The organism is Streptomyces sp. Wb2n-11, assembly GCF_001049855.1.
In the GTDB taxonomy this organism is placed as follows: Bacteria; Actinomycetota; Actinomycetes; order Streptomycetales; family Streptomycetaceae; genus Streptomyces; species Streptomyces altiplanensis.
The window spans coordinates 1,439,773-1,455,669 of the sequence record NZ_CVPB01000001.1 but is presented as its reverse complement, the minus strand read 5'-3'; the positions used below and the strand labels follow the sequence as shown (position 1 = coordinate 1,455,669).

Annotated in this window: 11 protein-coding genes and 1 pseudogene; 9 read left to right on the top strand and 3 right to left on the bottom strand. The window is 69.7% G+C overall.

Features of this window, described 5'->3' with window-relative positions; translation table 11 throughout:
• The first annotated feature begins 1 nt into the window (after position 1).
• The 8 genes from BN1555_RS06445 to BN1555_RS06410 all read left to right on the top strand — a co-directional run bounded on the left by BN1555_RS06445 (position 2) and on the right by BN1555_RS06410 (position 10,561).
• Positions 2-925, top strand: coding sequence for a carbohydrate ABC transporter permease (locus BN1555_RS06445; RefSeq protein WP_093798483.1), 924 nt, complete (start codon positions 2-4; stop codon positions 923-925).
• The gene (locus tag BN1555_RS06440) at positions 925-1,851 is read left to right on the top strand and encodes a carbohydrate ABC transporter permease (RefSeq protein WP_093798482.1); all 927 of its coding nucleotides are present in this window, start codon (positions 925-927) and stop codon (positions 1,849-1,851) included. The genes BN1555_RS06445 and BN1555_RS06440 overlap by 1 nt, the downstream gene beginning before the upstream one ends.
• A 163-nt stretch (positions 1,852-2,014) precedes the next feature.
• Positions 2,015-3,214 carry an ROK family transcriptional regulator gene (locus BN1555_RS06435; protein ID WP_093798481.1) on the top strand — a complete coding sequence of 400 codons (1,200 nt, stop codon included), beginning with the start codon at positions 2,015-2,017 and terminating at the stop codon, positions 3,212-3,214.
• Positions 3,215-3,335: 121 nt separating this feature from the next.
• The gene (locus BN1555_RS06430) at positions 3,336-4,460 is read left to right on the top strand and encodes a sugar ABC transporter substrate-binding protein (RefSeq protein WP_255305908.1); all 1,125 of its coding nucleotides are present in this window, start codon (positions 3,336-3,338) and stop codon (positions 4,458-4,460) included.
• A gap of 178 nt (positions 4,461-4,638) precedes the next feature.
• Positions 4,639-5,427 carry an ATP-binding cassette domain-containing protein gene (locus BN1555_RS06425; RefSeq protein ID WP_093798480.1) on the top strand — a complete coding sequence of 263 codons (789 nt, stop codon included), beginning with the start codon at positions 4,639-4,641 and terminating at the stop codon, positions 5,425-5,427.
• Entirely contained in the window at positions 5,424-6,713 is a 1,290-nt protein-coding gene (locus BN1555_RS06420) for a sugar ABC transporter permease (protein WP_093798479.1), read from the top strand. The genes BN1555_RS06425 and BN1555_RS06420 overlap by 4 nt, the downstream gene beginning before the upstream one ends.
• A 174-nt stretch (positions 6,714-6,887) precedes the next feature.
• Positions 6,888-8,801, top strand: coding sequence for a 1-deoxy-D-xylulose-5-phosphate synthase (dxs, locus tag BN1555_RS06415; protein WP_093798478.1), 1,914 nt, complete (start codon positions 6,888-6,890; stop codon positions 8,799-8,801).
• Positions 8,802-9,082: 281 nt separating this feature from the next.
• Complete coding sequence (locus tag BN1555_RS06410; RefSeq protein WP_176709972.1) at positions 9,083-10,561, top strand: amino acid permease; 1,479 nt, start codon at positions 9,083-9,085, stop codon at positions 10,559-10,561.
• Between the two features lie 189 nt (positions 10,562-10,750).
• Here the strand turns inward: BN1555_RS06410 and BN1555_RS06405 are convergent.
• Positions 10,751-11,148 (bottom strand): annotated as a pseudogene (locus tag BN1555_RS06405) (NTP pyrophosphohydrolase).
• A 115-nt stretch (positions 11,149-11,263) separates the two neighbouring features.
• On the opposite strand from BN1555_RS06405, the gene BN1555_RS06400 reads away from it, so the two are divergent.
• On the top strand, positions 11,264-12,355 hold the full coding sequence (locus BN1555_RS06400; protein ID WP_093798476.1) for a DUF8189 domain-containing protein: 1,092 nt from the start codon (positions 11,264-11,266) through the stop codon (positions 12,353-12,355).
• Between the two features lie 75 nt (positions 12,356-12,430).
• Here BN1555_RS06400 and BN1555_RS06395 read toward each other — a convergent pair whose 3' ends face one another.
• A complete protein-coding gene (locus BN1555_RS06395) occupies positions 12,431-14,563 on the bottom strand; it encodes a 3-hydroxyacyl-CoA dehydrogenase NAD-binding domain-containing protein (protein ID WP_093798475.1) in 2,133 nt (710 codons plus the stop codon).
• Positions 14,560-15,789: a thiolase family protein gene (locus BN1555_RS06390; protein WP_093798474.1), complete on the bottom strand. Its 1,230-nt coding sequence runs from the start codon at positions 15,787-15,789 to the stop codon at positions 14,560-14,562. The genes BN1555_RS06395 and BN1555_RS06390 overlap by 4 nt, the downstream gene beginning before the upstream one ends.
• Positions 15,790-15,897 lie beyond the last annotated feature (108 nt).

The window sequence follows — 15,897 nt, the reverse complement described above, 5'->3', positions numbered from 1 at the left end:
CATGCAACACGGCAAGTACCGGTTCATCGTGGGGTTTTTGGCGGCCCCGTTGGCGTTGTACGCAATCTTCGTCATCTGGCCGTTCATCCAGTCCATCTACTACTCGTTCACGGACTGGACCGGCCTGAGCCCGGACTTCAAGATGGTCGGCTTCGACAACTACAGCCGGATGCTGGAAGACCAGATCTTCTGGGATTCACTGGGGCACAGCCTGCTCTTCGCACTGCTGCTGCCGCTGGTGACGCTGGGCCTCGCGCTCTTCTTCGCCTTCATGCTCAATGTCGGCGGACGGCGCCGGAAGGGCGCCGCGATCGCGGGAGTCCGGGGCTCGGGCTTCTACAAGATCGCGTACTTCTTCCCGCAGGTGCTCTCGATCGCCATCGTCGCCGTCCTCTTCGCCTTCGCGTACAACCCGAACGAGGGCGCGATCAACGGGCTGCTGAGGGCCATCGGCCTCGACAGCGTGCAGCCGCAGTGGCTGGGCGACCCGGACACCGCGCTCTGGGCGGTCATGGCGGTGCTCGTCTGGTCCACCGTGGGGTTCTTCGTGGTGCTCTTCTCGGCGGGCATGGCGTCCATCCCCAAGGACTTCTACGAGGCGGCGCTGCTGGACGGCGCGAGCCGGATCACCACCTTCTTCAAAATCACCGTTCCGCTGCTCTGGGACACCGTGCAGTCGGGCTGGGTCTACATGGGGATCCTCGCCCTGGGCGCGGAGTCCTTCGCGGTCGTCCAGATCATGACCGTGGGCCCCGGCGGCCCCGACTACTCGACGACCGTCCTGGTGCTGTACGTCTACCAGACGGCGTTCCGGGACGGCCAGGCAGGCTATGCGACAACGATCGGTGTGGCCCTGCTCGTCATCACCCTGGCTCTCGCGGCCCTGGTCATGCGAGTGGGCCGGCGTGAGCGGCTGGAGTTCTGATGAAGACCACTGACACCCCGCCCGCAGGCGTCACCGAAAGCAGCCCTCCCTCCCCGGAGAAGGCGGGCGCCCCGGCCCCGGCGAAGCCGAAGAAGGACGTCACCGGCAGCGCGCTCAACGTCTTCTCGCACGGCGTCCTCGTCCTCTGGGCCTTCATGGTCGTCATGCCGCTGCTCTGGGCCGTGATGACGTCCTTCAAGGACGACGCGTCGATCTTTGAGTCGCCGTTCTCGCTGCCGGACAGGCTGCACTTCGAGAACTGGTCGCGGGCCTGGTCCGAAGCGCACATGAGCGACTACTTCTTCAACACCATCATCGTGGTCGGCGGCTCGCTCGTCGGCACGCTGCTGCTGGGCTCCATGGCGGCGTACGTCCTCGCGCGCTTCGACTTCCCCGGGAACCGCTTCGTCTACTTCCTCTTCGTCGGAGGAATGAGCTTCCCGATCATGTTGGCCCTGGTGCCGCTGTTCTACGTACTGAAGAACATGGGGATGCTGGAGACGCTCCCGGGCCTGATCCTCGTCTACATCGCGTACTCGCTGCCCTTCACCGTCTTCTTCCTCACCTCCTTCTTCCGTACGCTGCCGACCTCGGTGGCGGAAGCGGCGATGATCGACGGCGCCTCGCACACCAGGATCTTCTTCCAGGTGATGCTGCCGATGGCCAAGCCCGGCCTCATCAGCGTCGGCATCTTCAACTTCCTGGGGCAGTGGAACCAGTACATGCTGCCGACGGTGCTCAACAACGACCCGGACAACCGGGTGCTCTCCCAGGGGCTGGTCGAGCTCGCGACCAGCCAGGGCTACAAGGGCGACTGGTCGGGGCTCTTCGCCGGCCTGGTGATGGCGATGCTGCCGGTTCTGGCGGCGTACATCGTCTTCCAGCGCCAGGTCGTCTCGGGCCTGACCGCGGGCGCCCTGAAATAGCGCCGCGGGGCCCTGCCCCCGTCCGCGTACGAACCGTCCGCCGGCACCCCGCCGACGGGCGGTTCGGCGTTCCCTCACGGCTCCTGCCACGCTCAAGGTCTTGACGGGGGGCAACCCGAAAGGCTCATCTTAGAGTTCACATGTTGGAGAAAGAGGAGAGTCAATGGAGACTCCGGGGTCGCAGACGTCACTGCACCGGGCCAACCTGGAGCGGGTCGTACGTGCCGTGCGCATGGCAGGTTCGCTCACCCAGGCAGAGATCGCCAGGAGCACAGGGCTCTCCGCAGCCACGGTGTCCAATATCGTCCGCGAGCTGAAGGACGGCGGGACCGTCGAGGTCACCCCGACCTCCGCGGGCGGCCGCCGGGCGCGCAGCGTCTCGCTCAGCGGCGACGCCGGCATCGTCATCGGCGTCGATTTCGGCCATACGCACCTGCGCGTGGCCGTCGGCAACCTCGCCCACCAGGTGCTCGCCGAGGAGGCCGAGCCGCTGGACGTCGACGGTTCGGCCGCCGAGGGCTTCGACCGGGCGGAACAGCTGGTCAAGCGGCTGATCGCGGCGAGCGGCCTCAGCCAGGACAAGGTGATCGGCGTCGGCCTGGGCGTGCCGGGTCCGATCGACGTGGAGTCCGGCACGCTCGGCTCGACGTCCATCCTGCCGGGCTGGAAGGGCATCAACCCGAGCATGGAGCTGGCCGGACGCCTCGGCGTGCCCGTGTACGTCGACAACGACGCCAACCTCGGCGCGCTCGGCGAGCTGGTCTGGGGGAGCGGGCGCGGGGTCAAGGACCTGGCGTACATCAAGGTCGCGAGCGGTGTCGGCGCCGGCCTGGTGATCAGTGGCCAGATCTACCGGGGGCCCGGCGGCACGGCCGGCGAGATCGGGCACATCACGCTCGACGAGTCGGGCCCGGTCTGCCGCTGCGGCAACCGCGGCTGCCTGGAGACCTTCACGGCCGCCCGGTACGTCCTGCCGCTGCTGCAGTCCAGCCACGGCGACGATCTGACCATGGAGCGCGTGGTCCGGCTCGCGCGCGAGGGCGACCCGGGCTGCCGCCGGGTGATCGGGGACGTCGGCCGCCACATCGGCAGCGGGGTCGCCAACCTCTGCAACCTGCTCAATCCCAGCCGGGTGGTACTGGGCGGAGACCTCGCGGAAGCCGGTGAGCTGGTGCTCGGGCCGATCCGCGACTCGGTCTCGCGGTACGCGATCCCGAGTGCGGCCAGGCAGCTCTCGGTGCTTCCGGGGGCGCTCGGCGGACGGTCCGAAGTCCTGGGCGCGCTCGCGCTCGTCCTCAATGAAATGGGTGATTCGACCCTTCTGGACAGTGCCCTGCCGACGGGTGCACCTGCCTTCACTTAGATAACGAATGGCACCGTTGTCATCTCGTTAAGGATTTACTCCTTGACGCTGCCATCCGGGCGGAGTTGACTTCCAGCCACCTCGGCCGCAACGACGCGGCCTCGTCAGGGAGGTTTCTGAAGTGAACACGCGTATGCGTCGTGCCGCCGTGGCCGTGGCCGCCACCGCGATGGCCGTTTCCCTCGCCGCCTGCGGCAGCGCCAAGGAGTCCGGGAACGCGGCAGGAGGAGCCAAGGAGTCGGAGGGCGGGAAGAAGACCGACGCCCTCAAGATAGGCCTCCTGCTTCCGGAGAATCAGACCGCGCGTTACGAGAAGTTCGACAAGCCGCTGATCGAGAAGAAGGTCAGCGAGCTGACCGGCGGCAAGGGCGAGGTCGTCTACGCCAACGCCAAGCAGGACGCCACCGTCCAGACGCAGCAGATCGACACGATGATCACCAACAAGGTCGACGTGCTGATCCTGGACGCGGTGGACGCCAAGGCGGTCGCCAACGGCGTGAAGAAGGCCAAGGACGAGGGCATCCCGGTCGTCGCCTTCGACCGCCTCGCCGAGGGCCCGATCGACGCGTACACCTCCTTCGACAACGAAGAGGTCGGCCACGTCCAGGGCAAGGCCCTGCTCGAAGCGCTGGGCGACAAGGCCGAGGACGCCCAGATCGTCATGATGAACGGCGCCATCACCGACCCGAACGCCAAGCTCTTCAAGAAGGGCGCGCTGGCCGAGCTCGAGGGCAAGGTCAAGATCGGGAAGTCGTACGACACCAAGGAGTGGAAGCCGGAGAACGCCAACGCCAACATGGAGGGCGCGCTCTCCGCGCTCGGCAAGGACAAGATCGACGGCGTCTACTCCGCCAACGACGGCATGGCGGGCGGCATCATCACCGCCCTCAAGGGCGCCGGCCTCTCCAAGCTCCCGCCGGTCACCGGCCAGGACGCCGAACTCGCCGGTGTGCAGCGCATCGTCGCCGGTGAGCAGTTCATGAGCGTCTACAAGCCGTACGCCCCGGAGGCGGCCGCCGCCGCCGAGATGGCCGTCGCACTGGCCAAGGGCGAGAAGCTCGACTCCATCGCCAAGGACACCGCGGACAACGCCAGCGTCAAGGGCATCCCGAGCGTGCTCGTGCCGGTCGTCTCGCTGACCCAGGACAACATCAAGGACACCGTCATCGCCGACGGCATCTACACGGTCGCCGAGATCTGCACCCCCAAGTACAAGGCCGCCTGCGACAAGCTCGGGCTGAAGTAAGTCCCCCCGTTCCTCACGGGATTCACCCGCGGCTGAAGCCTGTCCGGTGCCCCGCCCTCCACAGCCCCGCAGCTCGGGCCGGGCGCCGGACAGAACACCCCGCACCCCCACTTTCCTGCTCGACCTCCGCGCCGCCTTCCCCCGGCGCGGCATCCCCGCCGGTCAGGCGGCGAAGGAGATGGTTCACGTGTCCGCTACGCCCGTGCTGGCGTTGCGAGGGGTCTCCAAGCGGTTCGGTGCCGTCCAGGCGCTCACCGACGTAGAGCTTGAGGTCCACGCCGGTGAAGTGGTCGCCCTGGTGGGCGACAACGGCGCCGGAAAGTCCACGCTGGTCAAGACGATCGCCGGCGTGCACCCCATCGATGACGGCGTCATCGAGTGGGAAGGCAGCGCCGTACAGATCAGCAAGCCCCACGACGCCCAGAGCCTCGGCATCGCGACCGTCTACCAGGACCTCGCGCTGTGCGACAACATCGACGTCGTGGGCAACCTCTACCTCGGCCGGGAGCTCCGCAGGCGCGGCGTCCTCGACGAGGTCGAGATGGAGCGCCGCGCCCGCGAGCTCCTCACCACGCTGTCCATCCGCATCCCGAGCGTGCGCATCCCGATCGCCTCGCTCTCCGGCGGTCAGCGCCAGACCGTGGCCATCGCCCGCTCCATGCTCGGCGAGCCCAAGCTCGTGATCCTCGACGAGCCGACCGCTGCTCTCGGTGTCGAGCAGACCGCGCAGGTCCTCGACCTCGTCGAGCGGCTGCGCGACCGCGGCCACGCGGTCATCCTCATCAGCCACAACATGGCGGACGTCAAGGCCGTCGCGGACAAGGTGGCGGTCCTGAGGCTGGGCCGCAACAACGGCGTCTTCGACGTCGCGTCCACCTCGCAGGAAGAGATCATTTCCGCCATCACCGGTGCCACGGACAACGCCGTGACCCGTCGTGCGGCCCGCAACGCGGAGGTCCAGAAGTGAGCACCGACAAGACCTCCACGCCCCTCGGCAAGGCCGACGACGCGCCGGCCCCCGCCCCCGCCGCCGTCACGGCCGTCGACCCGCGGCTGCTCGTACGCGAGCAGGGCTTCGCCGGCTACCTCTCCGAGTTCAAGCGCAAGATGCGCGCCGGCGACCTGGGCTCCATACCCGTCGTCATCGGCCTGATCGTCATCTGGGCGATCTTCCAGGGCCTGAACTCGAACTTCCTGTCCGCGGGCAACCTCAGCAACATCGCCGTCTCCATGGTCGCCACCGGCATGATGGCCGTCGGCATCATCTTCGTGCTGCTGCTCGGCGAGATCGACCTGTCGGTCGGCTCGGTCAGCGGTGTCTCGGGCGCCATCGTCGCCGTACTCAGCGTCACCAACGGCATCAACGAATGGCTCGCGATCGTCGCCGCGATCGTCGGAGGCGCCCTCATCGGCGTGATCCACGGCTTCTTCTTCGCCCGGATCGGTGCCCCCGCCTTCGCCGTCACCCTGTCCGGCCTGCTGTTCTGGCAGGGCTTCATGCTCCAGCTGCTCGGCAGCAACGGCACGATCAACCTGGACTCCGACGGCCTGGTCGGCCAGCTCACGACGTACTACTTCTCGGACGTCGCCGCCGCCTACGGTCTCGCCGTGGTCGCCGTCGCCGCCTTCTTCCTCTCCTCCTTCACCGACAGCCGCCGCCGCGAGGCCGCGGGCGTCCCGTCCCGGCCGCTCAGCGAGATCGTCCTGCGCACGGCGCTGCTCGCCGTCCTGGCCTTCGCCGCCGCGGCCACCTTCAACCAGTACAAGGGCCTGCCGCTCGCGGTGCTGCTCTTCCTCCTGGTCCTGGTGGCGTCCGACTTCGTACTCCGCCGCACCGCGTACGGCCGCAAGGTCTTCGCGCTGGGCGGCAGCGTCGAGGCGTCCCGGCGTGCCGGCATCAACGTCACGGCGGTCCGGATCTCGGTCTTCGCCATCGCCGGTACGTTCGCGGCCGTCGGCGGCCTGTTCTGGGCCTCCAAGATCGCCGCGGCCAACCAGAGCGCCGGCGCCGGCGACCTGCTGATGAACGTCATCGCGGCGGCCGTCATCGGCGGCACCAGCCTCTTCGGCGGCCGCGGCCGCACCTGGAACGCGCTCCTCGGCGTCATGGTGATCACCTCGATCCAGTACGGCCTGGCCCTCGAAGGCATCGCCACTCCGATCCAGTACATGATCACCGGTGGTGTCCTGCTGGCGACCGTCGTGATCGACTCCGTCACCCGCAAGACCCAGAAGACGGCGGGCCGCGCCTGACCGCTTCGCCCCGCGCGTGCCCGGCACCGGACCCCGGTGCCGGGCACGCGCACGCGTACGCCCGGCCCCGGCCGACGCGTGAGGCGTAACCCGCTGCCCGATGACTACAGTCGCGGGCGGAACATTAGACTCGACAGACCGGCAAGCAGACAGTTCAACTGCAAGGAGGCACGGGTGGCGCTGCTGACCCGCATCACGGGACCGCGCGATCTGGACCGGCTCACCCCGGAGCAGCTGGACCGGCTGGCCGCCGAGATCCGGACATTCCTCGTCGACGAGGTCTCGAAGACCGGCGGACACCTGGGGCCCAACCTCGGTGTGGTCGAGCTGACCATCGCTCTCCACCGTGTCTTCGAGTCGCCGAAGGACAAGATCCTCTTCGACACCGGACACCAGAGTTACGTCCACAAGCTGCTCACCGGCCGCCAGGACTTCTCGAAGCTGAAGATGAAGGGCGGCCTGTCCGGCTACCCCTCGCGCGCCGAGTCCGAGCACGACGTGATCGAGAACTCGCACGCCTCGACCGTCCTGGGCTGGGCCGACGGCCTCGCCAAGGCCAACGAGGTCCTGAAGAAGGACGACCACGTCGTCGCCGTCATCGGTGACGGCGCGCTCACCGGCGGCATGGCCTGGGAGGCGCTGAACAACATCGCCGTCGCCAAGGACCGCCCGCTCGTGATCGTCGTCAACGACAACGAACGTTCGTACGCCCCGACCATCGGCGGCCTCGCGAACCACCTCGCGACCCTGCGCACCACCGACGGCTACGAGCGTTTCCTCGCCCGCGGCAAGGACATCCTGGAGCGCACGCCGGTCGTCGGCCGCCCGCTCTACGAGACCCTGCACGGCGCGAAGAAGGGCCTCAAGGACTTCATCGCCCCGCAGGGCATGTTCGAGGACCTCGGCCTGAAGTACGTCGGTCCGATCGACGGCCACGACATCGAGGCCCTGGAGTCCGCGCTCCAGCGCGCCAAGCGCTTCGGCGGCCCCGTCATCGTGCACTGCCTCACCGAGAAGGGCCGCGGCTACCAGCCGGCCCTCGCCGACGAGGCGGACCGCTTCCACGCCGTCGGCAAGATCCACCCCGACACGGGCCTGCCGATCGCCTCCTCGGGCGTCGACTGGACGTCGGTGTTCGGCGAGGAGATGGTCAAGCTCGGCAAGGAGCGCGAGGACATCGTCGCGATCACCGCCGCGATGCTCCAGCCGGTCGGCCTCGACAAGTTCGCGAAGGCGTTCCCGGACCGGGTGTACGACGTCGGGATCGCCGAGCAGCACGGCGCGGTCTCCGCGGCGGGCCTGGCCACCGGCGGTCTGCACCCCGTCTTCGCCGTGTACGCGACCTTCCTCAACCGGGCCTTCGACCAGGTCCTGATGGATGTCGCCCTGCACGACTGCGGCGTCACCTTCGTCCTGGACCGCGCGGGCGTCACCGGCACCGACGGCGCCTCGCACAACGGCATGTGGGACATGTCGATCCTCCAGTGCGTCCCGAACCTGCGGATCGCCGCCCCGCGCGACGCCGACCAGGTCCGCGCCCAGTTGCGCGAGGCCGTCCTGGTCGACGACGCTCCCACCGTCGTCCGCTTCTCCAAGGGCGCGGTCGGCCCCGCGGTCAAGGCCGTGGGCAAGGCAGGCTCCATGGACATCCTGCGCAGGCCCGCCGAAGGCACCGCGGACGTCCTCCTGGTCTCCGTCGGCGCGCTCGCGCCGATGTGCCTGGAGATCGCCGACCTCCTCGACCGGCAGGGCATCACCACGACCGTCGTCGACCCGCGCTGGGTCAAGCCGGTCGACGAGGCGCTCGCGCCGCTCGCCGAGCAGCACCGCGTCGTCGTCACCGTCGAGGACAACAGCCGCGCCGGCGGTGTCGGCTCCGCGATCGCCCAGGCGCTGCGGGACGCGGACGTCGAAGTACCGCTGCGCGACTTCGGCATCCCGCCGCGCTTCCTCGACCACGCCTCCCGCAAGGAGGTCATGGCCGAGATCGGTCTGACGGCCCCGGACATCGCCCGTCAGGTGACGGGTCTGGTGGCCAGGCTGGACGGCCGTCTGGAGGACGAGCCGGCCGAGGCCGCGCGCGACTGACGCGTCCGTACGCATCCCGTACGGACAGGAGACCCGCCCCGGGCAGAAGCCCCGGGCGGGTCCTCCGCGTTCCGGTCGGCCAAAAGGGTCGACTCGCAGGGCCGGTACGCATACCGGCCCGTGCCTCCCATCGGGTGAAACAGGGCGGCGGTCCTCGTGGGGAGTGACCGGTTCACTCACGATCATGACTGAAACTCGCTCACTTCAAGGTTGGGCGACAGCCGACAGTCGGAGGTACGCCGGTGAGTACGCAGCACGACCCAGGGCCGGTCAAAGGGGGCATGTTCCGCACCAAGACGGTCGAACAGTCGATCCGCGACACGGAGGAACCGGAGCACGAGCTCAAGAAGTCCCTCTCCGCACTGGACCTGACGGTCTTCGGCGTCGGGGTCATCATCGGCACCGGCATCTTCGTCCTCACGGGCAAGGTGGCCAAGGAGACGGCGGGCCCCGCGACCGCCCTCGCCTTCGTCGCCGCGGGCATCGTCTGCGCTCTCGCCGCCCTCTGTTACGCCGAGTTCGCCTCCACCGTCCCGGTGGCCGGTTCCGCGTACACCTTCTCGTACGCCTCACTCGGTGAACTGGTCGCCTGGACCATCGGCTGGGACCTGGTCCTCGAATTCGCCCTGGGCACGGCGGTGGTGGCGGTCGGCTGGTCGGGCTACGTCCGCTCGCTGATGGACAACGTCGGGTGGAACATGCCCGAAGTGCTCTCCGGGCCCGAGGCGGCGGACGGGTTCGGCTTCGACCTGCTGGCGTTCGTCCTGGTACTGCTGCTCACGGCCATCCTGGTGGTCGGCGTGAAGCTCTCCGCGCGGGTCACCGCGCTGGTGGTCGCCATCAAGGTGACCGTGGTGCTGATCGTGATCGTCGCGGGCTCGTTCTTCGTCAAGGCCGACAACTACTCGCCCTTCATCCCCGACCCCGTGCAGCAGCCCGCCGGATCGGGCATGGACGCCCCCCTGGTCCAGCTGATCTTCGGTTACGCGCCCACCAACTTCGGCGTCATGGGCATCTTCACCGCCGCCTCCGTCGTCTTCTTCGCCTTCATCGGCTTCGACGTCGTGGCCACCGCCGCCGAGGAGACCAAGCTCCCGCAGCGGGACATGCCGCGCGGCATCCTCGGCTCGCTCCTCATCTGCACCGTGCTGTACGTCGCCGTGTCGCTCGTGGTCACCGGCATGCAGCACTACAGCGAACTGTCGGTGAGCGCCCCGCTCGCCGACGCGTTCAAGGCCACCGGGCACCCCTTCTACGCCGGTGTCATCAGCTTCGGCGCCGCGGTCGGCCTCACCACGGTCTGCATGATCCTGCTCCTCGGCCAGACCCGGGTGTTCTTCGCGATGAGCCGCGACGGGCTGCTCCCGCGCTTCTTCTCCGTCACGCACCCGAAGTTCCGCACCCCGTACCGCCCGACCATCCTGCTCGGTGTGCTCATCGCGGTCATCGCGGGGTTCACCAGTCTCGAAGAGCTCGCGACACTGGTGAACATCGGCACGCTCTTCGCGTTCATCGTCGTCGCCCTCGGCGTGATCGTCCTGCGCCGGACCCGGCCGGACCTGCACCGCGCCTTCCGTACACCGCTGGTGCCGCTCGTCCCGATCCTCTCGGTGGCCGCCTCGCTCTGGCTGATGCTCAATCTGCCGGCCGAGACCTGGCTTCGGTTCGGCATCTGGATGGCGCTGGGCTACGTGCTGTACTTCGCGTACGGCCGCGGCCACAGCCGCCTCGGCCGCCTCGGCGACGACGCCATGTACTAGGCACGGGGCCGCTTCGTCCGGCGGACACGGTTCCGCGGCAGGAACACCCCGGCTCCGTACGCCCCGCTCCGGTGGGGGCTGCGGGGCCGGACGACTCGGCGCGCATGCTCACGCGGCCGCGGCCTGCCTCCGCACGCCTCCGCGCCGGCGCGAACCGCCTCCCCGCGCAAGGAATCCCGCCACCGCTCCCTACGCCCCCTCCGCGCCGCCCGGCCGGGGCCGCACGGTGCGCGGCCCCGCGCACTGGGCGCCGTACGCCTCCACGCGCCGCCTGAGCTCCCGGTCGGCGGTGACGACGAGGACGGCCGCCCCCTGCCCGTCTCCTCCGCGACCACCTCGACGATCCGGTCGTCGCCGTTGCCGGGCGCCGCCTCGACCCGTACGCCGGGCACGGAGGTGACACCGCGGGCGGTGCCCTCGACCACGAGGACGACGGAGAGCGGGCCCGGGTGGCCCGGGAGGCCCTCGTCGGCGTAGGCCCGGAGGCGGTCGCGCAGGCGCTCGGCGGCCCCGTGGCGGTCGCGCCACCAGCCGTCGGGGACGGAACCGACAACATTGGCAGCGTCCACGAGGACCAGGGTTCTCATACCGTTCTCTTAGCACGAGCATGCTGTACGAACCAGCGCCACCAGGCAAAACGCTATGCTTGTTCGATACCACGGAGAACCGAAAAGCCGATGCACAGAAGGTTGGCGTGACGCCATGAGGCCGCGGAGCGCGCGTAAGGCCGAGCCGATTTCCTCCTCCTCTTCCGGTCCTCCCCCGCTCGCGACCGGGCCGGGGACGAGCGGGTGGCTTCTGCGCGGCAGGGACGGCCGGCTCACCGCCTACGCCCCCACCGACGGCGGGCTGCTGCGCTGGACGGAGACGGCTCCGGGCGGCCCGGAGTGGACGGGACCGCGCTTCTTCCCGGCGCCCGGCACCGAGGACATCGCCCTCGCCCAAGGCCCCGACGGCTACGTGCACTTCGTCGGCCGGCGCGAGAAGGCCGGGGCGGTGGACATCGTGCACGCGATCCAGTACCAGACCGGCCGTCCGATGACCGCCTGGCACTCCCTCGGCAACCCGTACAAGGCGGCCGAGCGCGGCCTCAGGATCGGAGCCCCGGCCGCCGCGGTCAACACGGCGGGCTCGGTCCACGTCTTCGTACGCAACGCCGGGCGTGGCCTCCAGATGCGCCGTCAGGCCGCGAACGGGAAGTGGGAGGGCTGGAAGGACCTGCGCGGCAGCAAGGCCCATGACGGTCCGGTGGCGGTGGCCACGGCGTCCGGCACGGTGGAGGTCCTCGTCCCGGCGGAGGCCGGGGCGCTGCGCTGGACGCAGGAGAAGCCCGGGGGCGGACTGACCCAGGCCGAGAACGTCCCGCTGTCCCCGGTGGTCCGTACGGCCACGGGTCTGGAGACCGCCGACGACCGCGTCACGTACTACTGGAACGCCCCCGACTCCAAGGGCATCACCGCCCACCGCCCCGGCGAGGACCCCGTCGACCTGTCCTGCAGCCCCGCGGACAGCCCGCCCGCCGCCCTGCGCGCCGAGATCGGCGGCCACGACTGCACGGTCCTGGCCCACCGCGGCAGCGACGGCCGGCCCGTGCTCGCGGCATGCCTGACGCAGGCCGAGGGCGACGGGGTGTGGTGGACCGCGACGGGCGGGGAATGCGTGGGCGCGCCGGCGCTGGCGGTCGACGGCGCGGGCCGCGTCGTCCTCGCGGTGATCGGCCGGGACGGCGCGCTGCACGTGGCCCGCCAGAAGCCGGAGGAGGGCCTGGCCCTGGCGGCCTGGGCCCGCGTCTGACCCCGCCCGTTCCTCAACGCCTGTGCCCGGCCCGCCTCTTGGCGGGCCGGGCACAGGCGCGTACAGCGGACGCGGTTACGCCGGGACGCTCGCCACGCCCTGGGGCAGGAACTTCTTGCCGTTCACGCGCTCCGCGTAGCCCTCGCGGTCCAGGTACGGCGTGATGCCGCCCAGGTGGAAGGGCCAGCCGGCGCCCGTGATCAGGCAGAGGTCGATGTCCTGCGCCTCGGCGACGACACCCTCCTGGAGCATGAGGCCGATCTCCTGCGCCACGGCCTCCATGACGCGGGTGCGGACCTGCTCCTCCGTCAGGGCGGTGTCGCCCTGCTTGAGGAGGGCGGCGACCTCGGGGTCCAGCTCGGGCTTGCCCGAATCGTAGACGTAGAAGCCGCGCTTGCCGGCCTTGACCACGGCCGCCAGGTTCGGCGACACCGTGAAGCGCTCCGGGAAGGCGCGGTTCAGGGTCTCCGAGACGTGCAGACCGATGGCCGGGCCGACCAGCTCCAGCAGCACCAGCGGGGACATCGGCAGACCGAGGGGCTCGACGGCCTTCTCGGCGACCTCGACCGGGGTGCCCTCGTCGATGGTGTTCTGGATCTCGCCCATGAAGCGGGTGAGGATGCGGTTCACCACGAACGCCGGGGCGTCCTTGCAGAGCACCGCGGTCTTCTTCAGCTTGCGCGCGACACCGAAGGCCGTGGCCAGCGAGGCGTCGTCGGTCTGCTCGCCGCGCACGATCTCCAGGAGCGGGAGGATCGCGACCGGGTTGAAGAAGTGGAAGCCGACGACCCGCTCGGGGTGCTTGAGCTTCGACGCCATCTCGGAGACCGACAGCGAGGAGGTGTTGGTGGCGAGGATCGCGTGCGCCGGAGCGACCGCCTCGACCTCCGCGAACACCTTCTGCTTGACGCCCATCTCCTCGAACACGGCCTCGATGATGAAGTCGGCGTCGGAGAAGCCCTCGGCCTTGTCCAGCACACCCGAGACCAGGCCCTTGAGACGGTTGGCCTTGTCCTGGTTGATGCGGCCCTTGCCGAGCAGCTTGTCGATCTCGGCGTGGACGTAGCCCACACCCTTGTCGACGCGCTCCTGGTCGATGTCGGTCAGGACGACCGGCACCTCCAGGCGGCGCAGGAAGAGCAGCGCCAGCTGAGAGGCCATCAGGCCGGCGCCCACGACGCCGACCTTGGTGACCGGGCGGGCCAGCGACTTGTCCGGCGCGCCGGCCGGGCGCTTCGCGCGCTTCTGGACCAGGTTGAAGGCGTAGATGCCGCTGCGCAGCTCGTCGCCCATGATCAGGTCGGCCAGCGCGGCGTCCTCGGCGTCGAAGCCGGCGCTCAGGTCGCCGTTCTTCGCCGCCGCGATGATCTCCAGCGCGCGGTACGCCGCGGGGGCGGCCCCGTGCACCTTGGAGTCCGCGACCGCCTTGCCGCGCGCGACGGCCTGGTCCCAGGCCTCGCCGCGGTCGATGTCCGGGCGTACGACCTGGAGCTCGCCGCGCAGCACGGACGCCGTCCAGATCAGCGACTGCTCCAGGAAGTCGGCGCCCTCGAAGATCGCGTCGGCGATCCCGAGCTCGAAGACCTGCTTGCCCTTGAGCTGCTTGTTCTGGTTGAGCGAGTTCTCGATGATGACCGAAACCGCGCGGTCGGCGCCGATCAGGTTCGGCAGCAGCGCGCAGCCGCCCCAGCCCGGAACCAGGCCGAGGAAGACCTCGGGCAGGGAGAAGGCGGGGAGCGCGGAGGAGACCGTGCGGTACGAGCAGTGCAGGCCGACCTCGACGCCGCCGCCCATCGCCGCGCCGTTGTAGTACGCGAAGGTCGGGACGGCGAGTCCGGACAGGCGGCGGAAGACCTCGTGACCGCCCTTGCCGATCGCCAGCGCGTCCTCGCGGCGCTTCAGCAGCTCGACGCCCTTGAGGTCGGCGCCGACGGCGAAGATGAACGGCTTGCCGGTGAGGCCGACACCGACGACGGAGCCCTCGGCGGCCTCCTTCTCGACCTGGTCGATGGCGGTGTTCAGGTTCGCCAGGGACTGCGGCCCGAAGGTGGTCGGCTTGGTGTGGTCCAGGCCGTTGTCCAGCGTGATGAGCGCGAAGCGCCCGGCGCCGGACGGGAGGTCGATGTGGCGGACGTGCGCCTGCGTGACGACCTCGCCCGGGAACAGCTCGGCCGCGCCCTTCAGAAGCTCAGTGGTGGTGGTGCTCACTTGTTGCCTCCGGCGGCCTTGTCGAAGTGCGGGTTCTCCCAGATGACCGTTCCGCCCATGCCGAAACCGACGCACATGGTGGTGAGGCCGTACTGGACGTGCGGCTGCTCCTCGAACTGCCGCGCCAGCTGCGTCATCAGGCGTACGCCCGAGGAGGCCAGCGGGTGGCCGAACGCGATCGCGCCGCCGTACTGGTTGACGCGCGGATCGTCGTCCGCGATGCCGTAGTGGTCGAGGAAGGCCAGCACCTGCACGGCGAAGGCCTCGTTGACCTCGAACAGCCCGATGTCGGAGATCGACAGACCGGCCTTGGCCAGCGCCTTCTCCGTCGACGGGACCGGGCCGATGCCCATGACCTCGGGCTCGACACCCGCGAAGGCGTACGACACGAGGCGCATCTTGACCGGCAGGCCCAGCTCGCGCGCCACGTCCTCGGCGGCGATCAGCGAGGCGGTCGCGCCGTCGTTGAGACCGGCCGCGTTGCCCGGGGTGACCCGGCCGTGCGCGCGGAACGGCGTCTTCAGGCCGGCCAGGTTCTCCAGCGTCGTGCCCGGGCGCATCGGCTCGTCGGCGGTGGCCAGGCCCCAGCCCGTCTCACCGGCCTCCGGGTTGGTGCGGCGTACCGAGACCGGCACCAGGTCGGCCTGGATCTTGCCGTCGGCGTACGCCTTGGCGGCCTTCTCCTGCGAGCGGACCGCGTACTCGTCCGCGCGCTGCTTGGTGAGGTGCGGGAACCGGTCGTGCAGGTTCTCCGCGGTCATGCCCATGAACAGGGCGGACTCGTCGACGAGCTTCTCGCTGACGAAGCGCGGGTTCGGGTCGACGCCCTCGCCCATGGGGTGGCGGCCCATGTGCTCGACGCCGCCGGCGACGGCGATGTCGTACGCACCGAAGGCCACGCCGCCCGCGATCGCGGTCACGGCGGTCATCGCGCCGGCGCACATGCGGTCGACCGAGTAGCCGGGAACGGTCTCGGGCAGGCCCGCGAGGATGCCGGCGGTGCGGCCCAGCGTCAGACCCTGGTCGCCGATCTGCGTGGTCGCGGCGAGCGCGACCTCGTCGATGCGGGCGGGGTCGAGATCCGGGTTGCGGCGCAGCAGCTCCCGGATGCACTTGACGACGAGGTCGTCGGCGCGGGTCTCGTGGTAGATGCCCTTCGGGCCCGCCTTGCCGAACGGGGTGCGGACGCCGTCGACGAAGACGACATCCCTGACGGTACGAGGCACGATTGGCTCTCCTCCAGGGTGCGGGGTGGCACTGCTGCACACACGGCACGCCGCGTGGGCGTGACGCATACCGCCATGCTACTTGCGGGTAACCAAGCTGCCCACCCC